The 18,471-nt window shown below is 71.5% G+C and carries 16 protein-coding genes; 9 read left to right on the forward strand and 7 right to left on the reverse strand.

Going from position 1 to position 18,471, the window contains the following annotated elements:
• Positions 1-530 precede the first annotated feature (530 nt).
• Genes ACWD12_RS23065 through ACWD12_RS23090 form a run of 6 tightly spaced genes read right to left on the reverse strand, consistent with a single transcriptional unit; the run spans position 531 to position 6,128 of the window.
• Positions 531-1,724, reverse strand: coding sequence for a cytochrome P450 family protein (locus ACWD12_RS23065; protein ID WP_450101124.1), 1,194 nt, complete (start codon positions 1,722-1,724; stop codon positions 531-533).
• Positions 1,640-3,142, reverse strand: coding sequence for a cytochrome P450 (locus tag ACWD12_RS23070; protein ID WP_435838948.1), 1,503 nt, complete (start codon positions 3,140-3,142; stop codon positions 1,640-1,642). The genes ACWD12_RS23065 and ACWD12_RS23070 overlap by 85 nt, the downstream gene beginning before the upstream one ends.
• Positions 3,139-3,771: a GTP-binding protein gene (locus tag ACWD12_RS23075; RefSeq protein WP_450101093.1), complete on the reverse strand. Its 633-nt coding sequence runs from the start codon at positions 3,769-3,771 to the stop codon at positions 3,139-3,141. The genes ACWD12_RS23070 and ACWD12_RS23075 overlap by 4 nt, the downstream gene beginning before the upstream one ends.
• Positions 3,749-4,162 (reverse strand): DUF742 domain-containing protein, encoded by a 414-nt coding sequence (locus ACWD12_RS23080; RefSeq protein WP_358346823.1) that lies wholly within the window; start codon positions 4,160-4,162, stop codon positions 3,749-3,751. Before ACWD12_RS23080 ends, ACWD12_RS23075 begins: the two co-directional genes overlap by 23 nt.
• On the reverse strand, positions 4,159-4,572 hold the full coding sequence (locus ACWD12_RS23085) for a roadblock/LC7 domain-containing protein (protein ID WP_358346821.1): 414 nt from the start codon (positions 4,570-4,572) through the stop codon (positions 4,159-4,161). Before ACWD12_RS23085 ends, ACWD12_RS23080 begins: the two co-directional genes overlap by 4 nt.
• Positions 4,569-6,128 carry an ATP-binding protein gene (locus ACWD12_RS23090; RefSeq protein ID WP_450101094.1) on the reverse strand — a complete coding sequence of 520 codons (1,560 nt, stop codon included), beginning with the start codon at positions 6,126-6,128 and terminating at the stop codon, positions 4,569-4,571. The genes ACWD12_RS23085 and ACWD12_RS23090 overlap by 4 nt, the downstream gene beginning before the upstream one ends.
• A gap of 466 nt (positions 6,129-6,594) precedes the next feature.
• Here ACWD12_RS23090 and ACWD12_RS23095 point away from each other — a divergent pair, with 466 nt between their 5' ends.
• The 7 genes from ACWD12_RS23095 (at position 6,595) to ACWD12_RS23125 (ending at position 13,010) form a co-directional block, all read left to right on the forward strand.
• Complete coding sequence (locus ACWD12_RS23095) at positions 6,595-7,356, forward strand: globin domain-containing protein (RefSeq protein WP_450101095.1); 762 nt, start codon at positions 6,595-6,597, stop codon at positions 7,354-7,356.
• Between the two features lie 154 nt (positions 7,357-7,510).
• On the forward strand, positions 7,511-8,539 hold the full coding sequence (locus ACWD12_RS23100) for a serine/threonine-protein kinase (protein WP_450101096.1): 1,029 nt from the start codon (positions 7,511-7,513) through the stop codon (positions 8,537-8,539).
• On the forward strand, positions 8,526-8,981 hold the full coding sequence (locus tag ACWD12_RS23105; protein ID WP_358346809.1) for a hypothetical protein: 456 nt from the start codon (positions 8,526-8,528) through the stop codon (positions 8,979-8,981). The genes ACWD12_RS23100 and ACWD12_RS23105 overlap by 14 nt, the downstream gene beginning before the upstream one ends.
• A 47-nt stretch (positions 8,982-9,028) precedes the next feature.
• Positions 9,029-10,147 (forward strand): hypothetical protein, encoded by a 1,119-nt coding sequence (locus tag ACWD12_RS23110; RefSeq protein WP_450101097.1) that lies wholly within the window; start codon positions 9,029-9,031, stop codon positions 10,145-10,147.
• 57 nt (positions 10,148-10,204) lie between these two features.
• The gene (locus ACWD12_RS23115; protein WP_358346803.1) at positions 10,205-10,969 is read left to right on the forward strand and encodes a vWA domain-containing protein; all 765 of its coding nucleotides are present in this window, start codon (positions 10,205-10,207) and stop codon (positions 10,967-10,969) included.
• Complete coding sequence (locus ACWD12_RS23120) at positions 10,969-11,835, forward strand: PP2C family serine/threonine-protein phosphatase (RefSeq protein WP_450101098.1); 867 nt, start codon at positions 10,969-10,971, stop codon at positions 11,833-11,835. Before ACWD12_RS23115 ends, ACWD12_RS23120 begins: the two co-directional genes overlap by 1 nt.
• On the forward strand, positions 11,832-13,010 hold the full coding sequence (locus ACWD12_RS23125; protein ID WP_450101099.1) for a protein kinase domain-containing protein: 1,179 nt from the start codon (positions 11,832-11,834) through the stop codon (positions 13,008-13,010). Before ACWD12_RS23120 ends, ACWD12_RS23125 begins: the two co-directional genes overlap by 4 nt.
• Before the next feature lie 86 nt (positions 13,011-13,096).
• Here the strand turns inward: ACWD12_RS23125 and galE are convergent, their stop codons facing one another.
• The gene (gene galE / locus ACWD12_RS23130; protein WP_450101100.1) at positions 13,097-14,068 is read right to left on the reverse strand and encodes a UDP-glucose 4-epimerase GalE; all 972 of its coding nucleotides are present in this window, start codon (positions 14,066-14,068) and stop codon (positions 13,097-13,099) included.
• 572 nt (positions 14,069-14,640) lie between these two features.
• On the opposite strand from galE, the gene ACWD12_RS23135 reads away from it, so the two are divergent.
• Positions 14,641-15,600, forward strand: coding sequence for a hypothetical protein (locus tag ACWD12_RS23135; RefSeq protein WP_450101101.1), 960 nt, complete (start codon positions 14,641-14,643; stop codon positions 15,598-15,600).
• Positions 15,597-18,467: a stealth conserved region 3 domain-containing protein gene (locus ACWD12_RS23140; RefSeq protein ID WP_450101102.1), complete on the forward strand. Its 2,871-nt coding sequence runs from the start codon at positions 15,597-15,599 to the stop codon at positions 18,465-18,467. The genes ACWD12_RS23135 and ACWD12_RS23140 overlap by 4 nt, the downstream gene beginning before the upstream one ends.
• Positions 18,468-18,471: the final 4 nt, after the last annotated feature.

Here is an 18,471-nt window from a genome sequence, read left to right on the forward strand (position 1 = left end):
CCCGACCCGGGGGTGTGCGTTGCCGGGGTCCGGATCCGAGACTGCACGCGTCACCACCGATCGGCCGCCGGTCGGCCGTCGACCCCATCCTGGACAGCGGGTCGACGGTCGGCCGGCTGCCGTGCGGCATCAGAGCGCCCCCCGCTTTGAGGAGTCCCATGCCCCGCTCGAGCGCAGCTCCGCCGACCCCAGCCATGGGCGGCGGCCATGCCCCCGGCCCGACCGTGCGGCCGCCGGGCAGGCCTCCGACCGGCACCCCGCGTCCCTCCTCTCCGCCGTTGGCAGACGGAACAGGGCCGGTCGGACGCGCGGGCCGGGTCGGCGGTGGAACGGCGCGTGCCCGCCCCCCACGGCGGCGCGCCGTGTGATTGCCCGGGTGCCCGCAGGCAGGCGGGCGCCTTGGCATGCGGTACGTCGTGGCGGCGTGTTGGGCCGGCGCGCCACCACGACGGACGGCTGTCGCGGCAAAAAACGCGAAGCGCCTCGGGAATCCGAGGCGCTTCGCCGTGCTCCCAACCGCCTTGGTACGCCTACTTGCCCAGGTGTACCGGCAGCGCCTTGTGGCCGTTGGAGATGAACGACTCCATCGGCTCCAGCTCCTCCTCCTTGACCGCGAGGGCCAGGTCCGGGAAGCGCTCGAACAACGCCGGCAGCGCGATCCGCGCCTCCATGCGGGCCAGCGGCGCGCCCAGGCAGAAGTGCGCGCCGAAGCCGAAGGCCAGGTGGTCCTTGACCGCGCGCGTGACGTCGAACTCGGCCGCGTCGTCGCCGTGCACCTCGGGGTCGCGGCCCGCCGCGCCGTACGCCACCAGGATCGCCTCGCCCTTGCGGATCGTGACGCCGCCGCCGATCTCGATGTCCTCCACGGCGTACCGCAGCGGCAGGTTCGCCACCGGCGCCTCGGCCCGCAGCGTCTCCTCGATCACGTCGTCCCACGAGGCCTTGCCGGACCGCACCAGCGCGAGCTGGTCCGGCCGCGTCAGCAGCGCGTGGATCGCGTTGTCGAGCAGGTTGACCGTGGTCTCGTGCCCGGCCGACAGCACCAGCAGCAGCGTGTCGATCAGCTCGCCCTCGCTGAGCACCGCCGCTTCGCCGTTGCCGTCGTCGTCACGCGCCGCGATCAGCCCGGACGTCATGTCGTCGCCGGGGTTCTCGCGCTTCTCCGCGACCAGTGCGGTGAGGATGCCGTAGATGCCGACCTGGCACGCCTGCATCTCCTCCGGCGTCGCCGTGGTCCGGAAGATGGTGTCCACCGCGGCGTGCAGCTCGGGCTGCGAGCTCTCCGGCACGCCGAACAACTCGCAGATCACGTTGATCGGCAGCGGGTACGCGAAGTCCCGCCGCAGATCCGCCGTCTCCCCCTCCGGGGTGGCCGCGATCCGGTCGAGCAGGCCGCGCGTCAGCTCCTCGATGCGCGGCTGCATCGCCGCGGTGCGCCGGGCCGTGAAGGCCTTGGACACCAGCGTGCGCAGCCGCTTGTGGTCGCCGCCGTACGCGGTGAACATGTTCTGCACCGAGACCCAGATCTGCAGCGGCCAGTCGGCCGGGATCTCGCCGTTGATCCACGCCGGCCAGTGCTGCCGCGTGTCCTTGGAAACGCGCGGGTCGGTCAGCAGGTCCCTGATGAGGGCCTGGCTGTTCACCGACCACGCCTCCACACCGCCAGGGAGTGCCACCAGCGTCGCCGGGCCGCGGGCGCGGAGCTCGTCGTTCTCGCCGTGGATGTCGCTGCCGAAGGGGTCGATGACGTAGGCGCCGGACTGCTCGGCCACTCTTTGCCTCCAGGCTGTGGTTCGGATGAAGCGGGATGCGGAGGAAGCGGTCGGGGGGAGGCGGGGGTCGCGCCCGGCGCCGGGTACGCGGCGCCGGATGCCGTCGCGTCCTTCGGGTGCACCGGCGGGAACACCACCGGGAGTTCCGCGAGCGCCCGGTGGAACGGACCGGGGCGCCAGCGCAGTTGTTCGGCGGGGACGGTCAGCCTGATGTCGGGGACCCGGTCCAGCAGGCGTTCGATGGCGACCGCCGCGATCAGCCGGGCGCTCTCCTTGGCGGGGCACGCGTGCGGTCCCGCACTCCACGCGAGGTGCGCGCGGTTGCCGCCGCGCCGGTGCGACGCCAGGGCCGGGTCGGTGTTGGCCGCGGCGAAACTCACCACGACCGGCTCGCCCTCGCGCAGGCGTACGCCCGCCAGGTCGACGTCGCGGACCGGGAAGTGCACGCCGTAGTTCGCCATCGGCGGGTCGCTCCACAGGACTTCGTCGAGCGCGTCGTCGACCGGCATGGTGCCGCCGGACAGGCTGCCCGCGAAGCGGTCGTCGGAGAGCAGCAGCCGCAGGCTGTTCGAGATGAGGTTCTGCTGCGGTTCGGTGCCCGCCCCCATCAGCAGCGTCAGCTGGTGGATCAGCTCCTCGTCGGTGAGCCCCGAGGGGTGCGCCATGAGCCACGAGGTCACGTCCGGCCCCGGCTCGGCCCGCTTGAGCGCCACGAGTTCGACCATGCCCTCGAAGAGCAGGGCGTTGGCGTTCTCGGCGTCCACCATCTCGAAGATGCCGGACATGCCGCGGACCAGCTTCTCCGCGGTCCCGGGCGGGCAGCCGAACATCTCCATGAAGACCAGCAGCGGCACCACGAGCGCGTACTCGCGGCGCAGGTCCGCCTTGCCTTCCGGGCCGAAGCTGTCGATCAGCGAGTCCGAGCTGCGCTCGACGTACTCGCGCAACTCGACCGGGTCGACGCGGCCGAGGCTGTCGGTGATCGCCGACCGGTAGCGGGCGTGCTCGGCGCCGTCCGTGAACAGCGCGTTGGGGCGGTGGCCCATCATCGGCAGCACCGGGTTGTCCGGGGCGATGCGGCCGTCCTGGACGGCCTTCCAGCGGCGCGGGTCCTTGGAGAACGTCTCGGGACTGCGCAGCAGTTGCAGCGCGGCGTCGTACGACGTCACCAGCGACGCCTCCACCTGCTCGTCGAGCAACACGGGTGCGACGGGGCCGTGGTCGCGGCGCAGGCGGGCGTACACGGAGGCCGGGTCGTCGGCGAAGTCGGCGCCGTAGAGCGGGACTCCGGTCAGACCGTGGGCAGGACAACCGGGCGGCGGGCCGGCGGACTCGGTCTCCGCGGTGCCGCTGTCGGGGTTCGTGGTCAAGACGAGGGCTCCTGGCCGGAAAGGGTGAGGAGGTGGCGGACAAGGGCGATCAACGCCTCGGTGGACGAGCGCGGGTCGCGGGCGTCGCAGGTGACCAACGGGGTCTCGGGCAGCAGGTCGAGCGCCTCGCGGATCTCGTGGTCGGCGTAGCGGGGCGAGTCGGGGAACTGGTTGAGGGCGACCGCGTACGGCAGCCCGTGGTCCTCCAGCAGGCCCATCACCTCGAACGACTGCTCCAGGCGGCGCGTGTCGGCGAGGACCAGCGCACCGAGGGCGCCCGTCGCCATGTCCTGCCACAGCCGGGTGAAGCGCTGCTGCCCGGGTGCCCCGAACAGGTAGAGCACCAGCCGGTCGTTGAGGGTCAGGCGGCCGAAGTCCATGGCCACCGTCGTGGTGGTCTTGTCGGGCACCCCGCTCAGGTCGTCGACCAGCGCGCCGGCCTGCGTCATGCGCTCTTCGGTGTGCAGCGGCCGGATCTCCGAGAGCGTGCCGACGAACGTCGTCTTGCCGACCGCGAAATGCCCGACCACGAGCAGCTTCACCGACGTTCGGACGGTCGGGCGCAGGTAGACGGCACCGTTTCCGGGGCCGGACTGTGCGTCGCGCTCAGAGGCGAGCACGGAGTCCATCAAGCACCTCCTGAAGCAACTGGGCCTCGGGAAGCTCGGCCGCGGGGATGGGGGCGCGTGTGAGGATGTGGCCGGCGTCGACCAGGTCGGCCAGGAGCACCTTGGTGACGCTCACCGGCAGGCCGAGGTGTCCGGCGACCTCGGCGACCGAGAGCGAGCCGGGACGGCACAGTTCGACCAGGCGGCGCTTCTCCGGGGTGAGTCCGGACAGCGGCCGGTCGGCCGTCGCGATCACCAGGGTGACCAGGTCGAACGTGTTGCGGCTCGGGTGCGCGCGCCCGTCCGTCACGACGTACGGCCGGACCAGTCCTTTGCCGCGGCCGCCCGGGGCGCCGCCGTCGGGCCCCGGCGCCTGCGGGTCCCCGGCCGGCCCCGGGCGGCGGCGCCTCATGGGCGGCCTCCGAGGCCTTGCCTGGGCGGACTGGTCAGTTCCTTGCCGAGACGGTCGACCAGTTTCTGCATCGCGTACGTCACGGACTCCATGTCGACATGCTCGGACGCCGAGACCGCGAGGTACGCGCCGGTTCCGGCGGCGACCAGGAACACATAGCCGCCGTCGAACTCGACGAGGGTCTGCCGCCACCGGGTCTCCCGGGGGTCGGCGAACGCGGAGGTGCTGCGGCTGATCGACTGGAGGCCGGAGAGCGCGGCGGCCTGGCGGTCCGCCTCGTCGCGGTCGATGCCGCGCGAGTGGGCGCGCAGCATCCCGTCGGCGGACAGCAGGATCGCGTGCCGCGCCTCCGGGACCCGCAGGGCCTCGTCGAGCATCCAGCCCAGGTCGTTGTGACCGTGGTCGTTCATGAGTGTGCGATCCCCTTGTCCTGATCGTCGCCGTGTCCCTCGTCGCCGTCGCGCACCGCGGCCCGGCCGGAGCGGGTGCCCCGGGCGAACGCGCCCATGCGGGCGGCCGTTTCGTGCACGGAGCGGCCCCGCGCGGTGTCCGTCGCGACGGCGTCCGCGGCGGCGGCCGCCTCGGTGGCGGCGGTGGGACGCGCGGCCCGTGCCGCCGGTGCGGCGGCGTCGCGGCGCCTGCGCTTGGGCAGTCCGGCCGCCGTCGAGCCGACGACGTCGACGGGCATGGGCTCTTCGGGCTGACCGGCGTGCCCGTGGGCCTGCCGGTCTTCGCGGACCGGGCGGACTTCGTCGGTCGGGCTGGCTGCGTCGGCCGGCCGGGTTGCGTCGGTCGGGTGGACCGGGTGGCCGGTGTGGACCGGGTCGGCCGCGTGGACCGGCTCGGCCACGTGTGCCGGGCGGGCCTCGTGGGCCTCGCGGGGTTCCGGGGCGGTCGGCCGCGGGGCGGCGGGGAGGGCCTGGGCCGGTACGGGCGGGCGGAGTTCGCGTACCAGCCCCGGCACGTCTTCCGGTTCGAGGTGGGTCAGCAGTTCCCTGGGCAGGAACAGCACGGCGCGGACGCCGCCGTAGGGCGAGCGGGTGTCGACCGAGACGCTGAAGCCGTACCGCTGCGCCAGCACGCCCACGACCGCGAACCCGAACTGCGGCGGGTCGCCGAGCCGCGTTATGTCGATGTACTCGTCACCGCCGATGAAGCGGACGGCGGCCTCGATTTCCTTGTCGTTCATGCCCACGCCCGCGTCGTCGACGACGACGCACGCGCCGTTGTGCGCGGGCTGGATGTTGACCTCGACGGTGGTGTTCGGCTGCGAGTGCCGGGTGGCGTTGTCGAGGAGTTCGGCGATCGCGAGCACCACGGGCTCGACCGCGCGGCTGACGACCGCCACCTCGATCTGCTCGTGGACCTGCACCCGGCGGTAGTCGCGGATGCGCGACTTGGCGCCGCGGGCGACGTCCATCAGCGAGGACGCCTCGCGCTGGCGGCCGGGCCACGACCCGCACAGGACGGCGATGGCCTGGGCGCGGCGGCCGAACTGCGCGTTGGTGTGGTCGATCTCCAGCAGGCTGCCGAGGATGTCGGGGCGGTCGTACTCGTCCTGCATGTCCGAGATGGCGAGCTGCTGTTCGTTGGCGAGGCCCTGCAGCGCCCGCATGGCGCCCTTGAGGGCGGCCTTGGCGGACTGGTCGGCGCGGATCTGCGCACGGCGCACGGCGCCGCCGAACATCTCCTCTATGAGGTGCACGCTCAGCGCGTGCGACGTGCCTTCGAGCCGGGGGTCGGGGACCACGGGGCCGAACGGCCGGTGGTTCTTCTCCAACAGCGGCAGACGGTCCTCGACGAGTGTGCGCAACGAGGTGTCGCGCGCCTCGACGCCGCCCGCCAGGTCCGCTATTCGGCGTCTGTGCGCGGCCGCGGTCCACAGGAGCCGCACCACCGCTCCCGTCAGGATCAGGGCCACCGCGACCAGGCTCCAGAACACCGCGGACGGGACGCTGTCTGTCATCGGATCCTCGGGAACGGCCACGTGGAGTGGGCGGGGACAGCAGGGCGCCAACATCCTAGTCAGATCGATGACGTCCAGTCAGAGGCCGGAAACAGTCCGTGAAGTGACGATTTATCAGGCACCTCGGACATGCGCCGTCATCACGCCACCGGCGCGCACGGCGTCGGTCCGGCCGCCAACCGGATTTTCGCCCCAACGTGTTGGCGGCGTCGTGAGCTGCACGGACGCGGGCGGGGCGGGAGGCGTACGCCGGCGTGTGGCGGGCCGACCGGAGCCCTCGTACGCCCGCTTTGTTGTCCGAAAGTCGTCGGGAGGGTGAATTCCCGCCGGTTGTGACGGACGTCTCGCCAGGTCGGGCCGCGGTGGCCGCCGCACGCCGGCTGTCCGCTACGCGCGGGCGGGAATCATCCGCCGCCGCCGTGCCGTTGGGGCGGGAAATCCGGTTCCCGACCCCAGGGGCGCGACCATGATCGTCGAATACATCCGCTACACCATCCCGGAGCCGGACGCCGCCGCATTCGAGGCCGCGTACGCCCGGGCCGCCGCGTCGCTGCGGGCCGCCCCGCAGTGCGTGGACTACGAACTGGCGCGCTGTACCGAGGAGCCCGGCTCCTATGTACTGCGCATCCGCTGGACCTCCGCCCCCGACCACCTCGAGGGCTTCCGCAAGGGCGAGCACTTCCCGGCGTTCTTCGCCGAGATCAAGCCCTACTTCTCGGCCATCCAGGAGATGCGGCACTACGAGGTGACGGACGTCGTCGGCACCGGCGGCTCCAACCCCACGCTGTTCGAGTGGGCAGGCGGCGCCGAGGCCTTCGACCGCCTGTTCACCCGCTTCTACGAGCGGGTCGCCGAGGACGAGGTGCTGGCCCCCGTGTTCGCCGGCATGGACGCCCACCACGCGCAGCACGTCGCGGCGTGGCTCGGCGAGGTGTTCGGCGGCCCCGCGGTCTACAGCACCGATCTGGGCGGCCACCCGCACATGGCTTCCAAGCACCTCGGCAAGGGCATCACCGAGGCCCAGCGGCGTCGCTGGGTCGCGCTGCTCGCCGACACCGCCGACGAGGTCGGGCTGCCGGACGACCCGGAGTTCCGCGGCGTCCTGGCGTACTACCTGGAGTGGGGGACGCGCATGGCGATCATCTACTCCGGCCCGAACCCGCCGCCGCTGCCGCAGACGCCGATGCCGCGCTGGGACTGGGGGCTCACCCCGCCCTGGAAGGGCTGACGCCGAAGGCCCCCGGACACGACCCAGGTCACGGTCTCGTGGTTCGCATACCGGGAGGAGCCGTTTCCCGGGACAATCCCCTTGCGGCCGTCCGACGCCGGCAACCGGTGCACCGGAAGCGGTACGGCGTCGGCGGGCCGCAGGGGAGGACAGCGTGAGGACGCCGTTGAGCGATCCGCAGCGGGTGGGGCCGTACCAGATCGTCGGGCGGCTGGGCTCGGGCGGCATGGGGTGGGTGTACCTGGGCCGTTCGCCGACCGGCCGCATGGTGGCCGTCAAGGTCGTGCGGCCGGAGCTGGCCATGGAGCCGGAGTTCCGCGACCGCTTCGAGCGGGAGGTCGACGCCGCGCGGGCGGTCGGCAGCCTCTTCACCGCGGCCGTCGTCGACGCGGACACGCACGGGGACCCGCCGTGGCTCGCCACGGTGTACGTGCCGGGCCCGTCCCTCGCCGAGGAGGTCGCCCGGAACGGCCCGCTCGCCGAGCCGCAGGTGCGCCTGCTCGGGGCGGGGCTCGCGGAGGCGCTGCGGGCGATCCACGCGGCGGGCGTCGTGCACCGCGACCTCAAGCCCTCGAACGTGCTGCTCGCCCCGGACGGCCCCCGCGTCATCGACTTCGGGATCTCGCGCATGCTCGGGGCCGCCGGGCTCACGCGCAGCGGGATCGTGCTCGGCACCCCGGCGTTCATGTCACCGGAACAGATCACCGGCATGATGGTGGGACCGTCGAGCGACCTGTTCTCCCTCGGCGGCGTCCTGCTGTTCGCCGCCACGGGCGAGCAGCCCTTCCCGGGAGGCGAAGGCCACTTGTACCGGCTCGTCCACGGGGAACCCGAACTCGCCTGCGCTCCCGACGGATTGCGCGAGCTGATCCGGCGCTGCCTGGCCAAGGAACCCGGCGACCGGCCGAACCTGGACGACCTGCTCGCGGAACTCCTCGCCGAGCCGGGGGCCGCCGAGCCCGCGGACCCGGCGTCGAGCGCCGAACACGCCCTGCAGGCCGGGGGATGGCCGTTCCCCGCCGTCGCCGAGACGTTGCGGGTGCACGAACTGCCGCCGCCGTCCGGCAACGCGGGCACACCGGGTCCCACCGCCTCGTGTCTCACCCTGCACGCGCAGACCCTGCTGGACGCCGGGCTGACCGGTGAAATGATCGTCGAGGCGATGACCCGTGCCGGACGTTGAGCACAGCCGACCGCAGGTCCACATGCTCGGTTCGGACTGGCGTGTGCTGTTGGACCGTTGGGCGGTCCGGCACCAACTGCGCACGACCGCCGACACGGTCTCGGTGACGCTGGAGTTCGACATCCCGTCGACCGAACGGCTGCTGACGGTGCGGTTCATGACGACGTCGAGCCTGCTGGTCGCGTTCATGACCAACGGGCGTACGCTGCGCCGCGACCAGCTGGCCACCGCGGCCGCGGCGGCGAACGCCTGGAACACCGAGCAGTTGGTGCCGATGCTGTCGGTGTGGGACGTACGCGGACCGCACCCGTGCATCGCCGGGACCTGCACAATGCCGCTGACCTGCCGCCTCACCCAACCGGACTTCGACGCGCTGGCGACGCGGTGGGTGGAGCACGGGCGCGTGATGTTCACGCGCTGTCAAGAACTGTTCCGGCTGTGAACCGGCCGCCGATAGAATGCGGCATTCCTCATGGGGTGGGGGCGCGCATGACCTGGACGCGGGGGCGGGGTTCCGCCGCGGTCGCGAGTGCGGCGCTGCTTCTCGGCCTGCCACTCTCCGGCGTGGCGGGCGCGAGCGCCGGGGACGCCCCGAACGCCTCGAACGCCTCGTATGGTCAACGTGCTTCACATGCCTCCGCGGCCGGGGACGCCGCCGGTGCGCCGGGGATTCTGTTGCCCGACGGATGCGCGGCGGGGGCTCCGACACAGCTCGACAAGCCCGCACTGCGCTGCCTTGCCGAGACCGCGCGGTCCTCGCGCTCGGGTGCGGTCGTGGTCACGCTGACCCGCCCGCTGGGCCTGGTCGGTGTGGACGCCGGCGACGTCCGCGACGCCCGCGAGGCGTTCGCCGAAGGCCGGTTCGCCGTCGTGCTGCCGAGCGGGGACAGCGGTGTCGGGGGGAGCCTGCTCTTCACCCTGGCCGCCGATCCGGCCGGCCGGGTGGTCGCCCGCGATAGCGCGGTGGCCCGTCTCGACCCGGGCACCGTCGCGTTGCTGAAGTCGGCGGGCGGCTGCGAGGCGGTGTGCGAACTGCTGGAGAAGGCCCCGGCCGAGGGAGTGTCGGGCGAACGCCTTGTCGCCGAACGGCTCGCGCAGGAGAACGGCGGGCTGCTGATGCTGCCCACGCGCGGCACCGACGGCGGTGACGAAGGAGTGCCGTCCTGGACGCTGGCCCTGCCCGTCCTCGTGCTGGCGGTGGTACTCGCCCTGGCGGTGCCCTTCCGACGGCGGCTTGCGGCGCAACGCGCCTACGGCGGCGAGGTGGACGCATACCCGGGGGGTGCGGCGACCGTGACGGCAACGGCAACGGCAACGGCGACCGCGCCGCCCCCGCCCCGGACCTCGGCGCCGCCGCGTCCCGCCGCCGCGGCGACGGGCGGACGGCGGCCGTCGCGGGGCGGGGCCAGAGCTGTCGGTCCGACGCGTGCCGCCACCGTGCGGACGAGCCTCCACCCGCAGGGGTACGTCGAACTCGACCGCTGCCTCGTCCGAGCCACCTGGGCGGACGCCGGAGAGCCGCCGGCCGTCGGGGAATCCGTCGACACCGTCGCTGCCGAGTCCGGGGCCTTGCTGGCCGTCCGGCCGTCGCGACGTGGAAAGAACTGAGGGGGTCGTACTTTGCCCGGCAATCGCTGGGGACGCTCGGTGCCGCAGGACGCCACCGTGCTCCGACAGGTACCGCAGGCCGCGCCGCAAGACGCGTACGCCGACATCGACTTCGAGAACAACGCGCAGCGCCTGCCGCTCGTGCTGTGCCTGGACACGTCGAGTTCCATGGGTGGCACGCCCATCGCGACACTGAACGAGGCGCTCGGGCAGTGGGCGAGGGAACTGCACGACGACGTCAGCCTCAGTGCGAGCGTCGAGGTCGCGGTCATCACGTTCGGCGGCACCGGGGTGGCCGCGTGGCGCGGACCGCATGTGATCCCGCCCGGGCAGCCGGGCACGCCCTTCGTCCCCGCCCACCAGTTCCAGGCGCCGAGCCTGGTCGCGTCCGGCGTCACGCTGCTGACCGAGGCCGTCGAACTGGCCATGCAGATCGTCGCGGCCCGCAAGCAGGAACTGCGGCAGGCCGGACTCCAGTACTACCGGCCGCAGATCTGCCTCATGACCGACGGCCTGCCGACCGACACCCAGGGGCAACTGACCGACACCTGGCAGCGGTTGGTACCCGTGCTGGCCTCCGAGCAGGAGAAGCGGCACTTCCGGCTGTACGCGATCGGCGTCGGCGGGATCACCCCGCAGGGCCTCGACGTGCTGCGGGCGCTCGCACCGGCGTTCCACGCGCAGTTGCAGGGATTCCCGTTCCGCGAACTGCTGGCGATGATGTCGGCGAGCGCGAACGCCGAGCAAAAGGGCGCGGGCGACGAGGTGTTCGAGAAGATCTTCCACCAGTTCCGCACCCAGCGCTCCGCGTGGGAGCCCTGATGGGGCCGGGGTCCGGGTCGGGGTCGGGCTTGGGGTCGGGGCCGCGCGGTTCGTGGCGTACGCACGGCATCAGCGTCGAGGGATACCGGCACCGCCGCGAGGGCGTGCCGTGCCAGGACGCGTGGGCCGAGGCCGCGACCGGACCCGAGCACGCCCGCGTGGTGGTGCTCGCGGTGGCGGACGGGGCCGGCAGCCGCCCCCAGTCCGAGGTCGGCTCCGCCCTCGCGGTCCGGCTGGCCACCGCGTACTTCGCCGAACGCATAGGCGCCACACGGTTGTTCGCGAACGGCTCCGGCGGCGCGGCGACAGACGGCGAGGCCGCGCACGCGCTGCTGGGCGACACCTTCCTGGAAGTGCGCGACGAGTTCCTGCGCCGGACCGGCGAGAACGGCGGGCGGCCGGACGACTTCGCCACCACGCTCACCGTCGTCGTCCTGGCGCCCACCTGGATCGGGTACGCCAGCGTGGGCGACGGATTCGCCATCCTGCGCGCCGGCGCGGACGGCGGCACCCCGCTCTACCACCTGCTGCCGCAGCCCGAGTCGGCGAGCGAATACAGCAACGAGACGGTGTTCCTGACGTCGCGTGAGGCGCCGCGCTGGATCCGCACCGAGTGCGTGCTCGACCCGGACGCGGACGGGGTCCTGCTGTCCACGGACGGCCTGGCGCAGGCCGCGATCTCGTGGTTCGGCGGGCGGGCCGTCGACCCGAACAAGTCGTTCGCCACGGCGGTGTTCCGCTCCCTCGACAACCCCGGGCCCGACCCCCGTGCCGACGAGGAGGCGCTCGCGGCGCTCCTGCGCTCGGACCGGCTGACCGCCCTCAACGCCGACGACAAGACACTCCTGCGGGCGGTGCGCACATGACCGAGCGGCGCCTGCGCGTGGGCGACGACGAGGTGGTTCTCAGCAGCCGGGACGCGCCGAAAGGCGGCGGCCAGGCTGCCGTGTATCCCCTCGACGACAACCCCGGCACCGTCGTGAAGCTCTACCGCGAACCGCAAGGGCCGGACCAGGAGCGCCGCGTCGAGCGGATGCTCAACCTGACGCCGCTCGGCGGCCGCCCGACCAACACCTCGCAGCCCCCCGAACTGGCCTGGCCCACCGCCGTGGTGCGCGGCGTGGACGGCGAATTCCTCGGCTACGCGATGCGGCGCTTCGGCGAACCCGAACACGTACCGCTCATCGGCCTGTTCACCCGCGCGCAGCGGCTGCGCTGCTTCCCGCCGCAGACCGACTGGCGGTTCCTGCTCGGCGTCTGCTGGAACCTCGCCTTCATGACCGCACGCATGCACCACGAGGGCCTGGTCATCGGCGACTTCTCCAGCAACAACATCGTCGTCGACGGCAACGGCTTCGTGACGCTGCTGGACTGCGACTCGATCGCGTTCACCGACCCGGCGAGCGGCGAGCACTTCCCGGCGCTCATGCAGACCGCCGACTACTCGGCGCCGGAACGCCAGGCGGGCGGCCCGGCGTCGCCGCACACCGACAACTTCGCGCTGGCCGTGCTGATCTACCAGTTGCTGACGGTCGGCAACCACCCCTTCGGGGGCGTACCGCACGGGAGCAGCAGCGACAGCACCATCAAGGACAACATCGCGGCGAGTTGCTCGTACGTAGTCCACCCCGAGGCGGTGACGACGCCGCGCAACATGGTCGAGCCGACCGTCCTGCCGCCCTCGCTGCTGGCGCTCGCGCGGCAGGCCTTCGGACCCGGCGTGCACCGGCCCGAGTCGCGGCCGTCGGCGGAGGACTGGCTGCGCGCGCTGGACCGCGAACGGTCGCGCGTGGAGACCTGCGGGGAACGGCCGCGGCACACGTACGGCTTCCACCTCACCGCGTGCCCCTGGTGCGCCCGCGCCGCGGTGACGGGTCAGGACGCGTTCAACATGCCGCCGCCACGGCCGATGCCGCCCCCGGTTCCGGTGGGGACGCCGGACGCTCCCGAGGAGGCACCGGTCTCACGCACACTGATACTGGTGCTGATCGCCCTGATCGCGATCATCGCCGTGGTGGTAGCCATCGCAGCATCCGCCTGACCGGCCCGGATGCGGCACACGGCTCGGCGACCGGGCGCCGCGCCGGGCCGGGTCACACGCCGGACCGGGTCACATGCGGGGCTGGGTCAGGTGACAGGCTGGGGTGCCCAACCCCGCCACGCCGAGGCCACCATGTCGTGCAGGCCGTACCTCGCCTCGAAGCCCAGCTCGCGCCGGATGCGGTCGGCGGCGGCCACCACGCGCGCGGGGTCGCCGGGGCGGCGCGGCCGGACGGCGGCGACCACGTCCTCGTGGCCGGTCTCGGCGCGGATCAGGTCGACCATCGCACGGACCGATGTCCCCTCGCCGCGACCGACGTTGAGCGTCAGGGCCGCCTCCGGGTCGTCGATCAGGCGGCGGGCGGCGGCGGCGTGCGCCTCGGCGAGGTCCTGCACGTGGATGAAGTCGCGGACGCACGTACCGTCGGGCGTCGGGTAGTCGTTGCCGAAAATGAGCGGCGCCGCGCCGTCGCGCAGACGCTCGAAGACCATCGGGATCAGGTTGAAGACGCCGGTGTCGGCCAGCTCGGGGGCGCCCGCGCCGGCCACGTTGAAGTAGCGCAGCGAGGCGTACGCGATGCCGTGTGCGGTGGCGGCGGCCCGGATCAGCCACTCGCCGACGAGCTTGCTCTCGCCGTACGGGTTGATCGGCCGGCAGGTGACGTCCTCGTCGACCAAGTCGACGTCCGGCATGCCGTAGACGGCCGCGCTGGAGGAGAACACGATGCGGCGTACACCCGCGGCGACCACCGCGTCGAGCAGCGTACGCAGGCCCTCGACGTTCTCCTCGTAGTAGAAGAGCGGGCGGGTCACCGACTCGTCGACGCGCTTCTTGCCGGCCACGTGCACGACCCCGTCGACGCCGTGGGTCGCCAACACGGTGTCGAGCAGCGCGCGGTCGAGCACCGAGCCCACGACGAGCGGCACGCTCTCGGGCACCCGGTCCGCCGACCCGGTCGACAGATCGTCCAGCACAACCACGCCGAACCCCGCGGACTGCAGCGACCGCACGACATGCGCGCCGATATATCCGGCGCCACCGGTAACCAGCCAACTCATCAGACCAGGTTAACGCCAGGTGGACCCCGGCTGACCGCCAGGGTTTCCGCAACACCGAACAAATCGGGCTTGTGGCGACCAGGACGAAGGGCCGGTCGGCGGGGGCGGCCTCAGGCAAGGGCGCAAAGCGACCAAAGTCTTCAGAGTCGCCGTTTCGCTCCTTATGGCAACAAACCAACGGAGTGCGATAACACTCCGTATTTGCATGCATGCCTGTGGTTCCTGTTCTCGGCGACCGTTTACCCGGCAGACCGCACCCGATCACCGTGACTTTCGATTCGCGGGCAGTGTTGTTTACCATCTCTGATGGCCGTAGAACCGGCTGCCGCCAAGGAACCGGTTAACCTGGGCGGGTCGGCCAGGCCTGATGCCGGGAAACGGTGTCGGCGCCATGCGATTTAACTTCGCGGCACTCCAGGCGCGCCGCCGCATTGCGGGGTGCCTCATGCCGTCGTTTTCGGGTGCCGAGCACTCGGAAGCGGCACGACCTCCTGAGGACGGCCACGGTGAGACCCCGGCACGCGCTGCGTGTGACACGAGACTCGGCTCGTATCGCGTTGGATGTACTGCCGGTGAAGACCCAGCAGATGTTGGACAAGCGGGTGCGGCCCCAGGTGGCCAAAGCGCGATCGGCGGTCGTCCACAAGGTCGTGCACCCGGTCGCGGGGGAGGGTCGCGGCCGTGTACTGCACGCGTCGGTGCTCGACGGCCACTCGCTCAACCTGCAGGCCGTTCTTCCGCTCCGGGAAGAGATGGCGGCGGATGCCGCCTCCCTGTTCCTGGTGCGTGGAAGCAGCCACCACCGGGTACCGCTGCGCCTGAAGCAGATCAGTCCCGACGAGGTCCAGGTGGCGGCGACGACGCTGCTCGGCCCGCAAGCGGACGGCGTCGACCTGTCCGCCGGCCGATGGCGGGCACTGGTCCTGGTCACCGCGAAAGGGCAGCGCCTGCGCGCCTTCGACCTCGAGGGGCCGCTCGGCCCGACGGTCGCCGGCGGACCCACCCAGACGCCCCTGGCGAGTGGTCTGACCGGTCGGCGCAACCAGATCCGGCTGAGTCCTCTCGGTCTGCTCCGCATCGCGGTCGCCGACCCGGAGCCTCGGGCCGAGATGGTGCGGTTCGAGCTTCGGCACGGCGGGGCACGTCTGACATTCCGGGCTGTCGGCCTGACGCGGGCACGGCCGACTGCCGTGGAGTTCACGCATGACGGCGTCACCCGCACAGCCACGCCTGAACCCGGCACATCGCACCTCGTCACCATCGAGGTTCCATTCGACGCATTGATCAGCGGTGCCGGGGCGGGCGAGCGGGTCTGGCAATTGCATGCCCGGCTGCGCGACGGCAAACGCGTGCTTCTGACCCGGGAACTCGACATCGTTCGCATGCCCAGGCGCATCTTCCGCATGAGGAAGCTTCTGGTCGCCACCAAGGGCGGGGCTCTGGTCCGCGTCCGACCGCACTACAGTTCCCGCCACCAATTCCGCATCGGCTGCACCCTCGTCGCCGCCGCCCGCCCCGGAGCTCCCTCGTGAAGATTCAGTACCTGCTGACCAGCGCCGACACGATGGGTGGCACGGAGCGCGCCGTGCTGACCCAGGCCGCGCTGATGGCAGCCCGGCACGAGGTCGAGGTCGTCAGCGTCTTCCGGACGCGCGCCCGTCAGTTCTTCGCGATACCCGACGGCGTGCGGTTGCGCCACCTGATCGACGCCACGAACGCGGCGGCGCCCCGACCTGTCGCCGCCCGCTCCCTCGGTGCGGACGACTGTGTTTCGCTTGCCGCCTTGCCCAGCCGCTACGTCGAACCCGCGTGGGAGGCGGTTTTCAACCGCCTGTCCGACCTCGAACTCGAGCGTCTGCTCAGGGAAACCGACGCCGACATCGTGGTGACGCCCACGCCCGCGCTCATGGCATTGGCCGTGCAACTGGTCCCTTCGCGCGTCAAGACGGTGCATCAGGAACACCGGGTCTCGGAACTGCGGGGAATCAGCGGGGAACCGCTGCTGCGCTATGCCCCGGCACTCGACGCCCTGGTGGCGCTCACCGAGCCCACGAGAACCTGGTTTGCCGAGACGTTCGGGGAGTTGGCACCCCACCTGGCGACCATCCCCAACGCGGTTCCCGGTGGCTTCCGCCCGGGTTCGACCCGGGTCAACCCGGTCGTGGCGATGGCCGGACGAATGGTGCCGGAGAAGCAGATCCATCACGCGATCCGCGCCTTTGGGCAGCTCACGGACACCTTTCCCGAGTGGACTCTGCGCGTCTACGGCGAAGGACCCAAACTGTCGGAACTGCGCAACCTGGTCGACGAGTTGGAGCTCAACGACAACGTCCACCTGCTCGGCAACGCGCCGCGCATGGACGAGGAGTGGGCGAGGGCGTCGATCTGCCTGCTGACCTCCAGGGTCGAGGCGTTCCCGCTCGTGTTGACGGAAGCAAAAGCCGCCGGTCTCCCGTGTGTTGCGTACGACTGTCCCAACGGCCCGGCCGAGCTGATCCGCGACGGGGTCGACGGTTTCCTCGTCGCGCTGGACGACGTTGACGGGCTCGCCGCCGCGCTCGCCCGCCTGATGGGCGACGAGGAACTCCGGAACCAGTTCGGAACCGCCGCGTTGGAGACGTTGGACGAGCTCTCTCCCGACCGTGTAGGGGCGGCTTGGGAATCGCTTTTCGGCGAGGTGGCCGCCCAGGCCGCCTTGCCCGGCAGCGCGGACGCCAAAGCCGACCGGTTCGCGCGGCACCTGGCAGGCACCTCGGGAGGAAACGTCGTGCTCGCGGCCGTGCCCTCCCACGGCACGCGCCGAATCGCCAGCTTCAGCTACAAGGCCCACCAGGTCCGCATCGAGGCACTCCACCCGAACCTGCGCCGCCATGGCGGGCAGGTGTGCCTGGTCGCCGATCACCTGTCGGCCGCCGATGTCATCGACCGCAACCTGCACTTGGTTCTGGACGTCTTGGAGAAGTCCGGGATCCCGTACATCTATTTCAACGACGGCAACCTGCGGCACCAGGTCGGCGTTGCGGAGGAGTACCGCCAGCAGGTGCTGGACGCGGTTGCCGAGCGATATGCCGACGAGGCGGTCTATGTCGCGGCGCTGAACGCGGGTGGCGGCGTCATGAAGACCGCCATGGCCGGGACCCTGGGGGCGTGGAACCTGCTGAAGGCGCCATCAGGCATCCGGGTCTTCCAGCCGGTCATGACCGACAACGGCACCGTGCGGTTCGCCGGGGTGTACGGGACCACTGTCTCCTTCTGGAGCGACTCGGAGGACGGCCGGGATCTCGAGAACCCTGCCGCGACGACACTGGGCCGCATCCTGCCCAAGGAGTCCCTGACTCCCGCGCTCCTCGAGGTGGCGGGCCGCGACGTATCCACTGCCGAGCCGTTCACGCGGACCCTGGTGAGCTCGATCGATTTCCCGATCGACGCGGTGTACACGTGGGTGGACGGCAACGACCCCGCATGGAACGAACGTCGCAACAAGATGTTCGTCGCGAACGGCCTCACGCCCGCGGCCGAGGCGAACGGCTCCGCCCGCTACCGCGACCGTGACGAGTTGCGGTATTCGCTGCGGTCGATCGACATGTACGCCCCCTGGATCCGCACCGTCTACCTGGTCACCGACCGCCAGACCCCGGCCTGGCTCGACACCGACCACCCCCGCGTCAAGATCGTCGACCACCGCGACATCTTCACCGACCCCGACGCGCTACCCACCTTCAACTCCCACGCCATCGAGTCCCAGCTCCACCACATCGACGGACTCGCCGAGCACTTCCTCTACTTCAACGACGACGTCTTCCTCGGACGCCCCGTCACCCCCGCCACCTTCTTCCACGCCAACGGACTCGCCAAGCACTTCACCTCACCGACGACGGTCCCGATGACGCCGGTCGCCGCGGACGACGAGTTCAACATGAGCGCGGCCAAGAACAACCGGGCGCTCATCGCGGAGCGTTTCGGCAGGACGCTGGTGAACGCGTTCCTGCACACCCCGCACCCGCTGCGCCGCAGCGTTCTCGCCGACCTGGAGACCGAGTTCGCCGACGCTGCCACGCGCACCGCGCATTCGCCCCTGCGCAGCCACGGCGACATCTCGATCGCCTCGTCGCTGCACCACTACTATGCGTTCCTGACCGGCCGAAGCGTGCCCGGAGCGATTTCCTGCGGGTTCGTCAACGTCGGTCTGCGCGAGCAGCAGAAGCGGCTCACCCGCCTGTTGTCGGCCCGGCCCCACGACGTCTTCTGCCTGAACGACTACCACGACGGCGACGTCCCGGCGGACGAACAGGCTCGCGTGATCCACGCCTTCCTCACCGAGTATTTCCCCGTGGCGAGTCAGTTCGAGAGGGGCACGGAACGCAACAATGCGGCCCGGGACTCCCTCCGGTCTGTGTGATCCG

Source organism: Streptodolium elevatio (genome assembly GCF_053592165.1).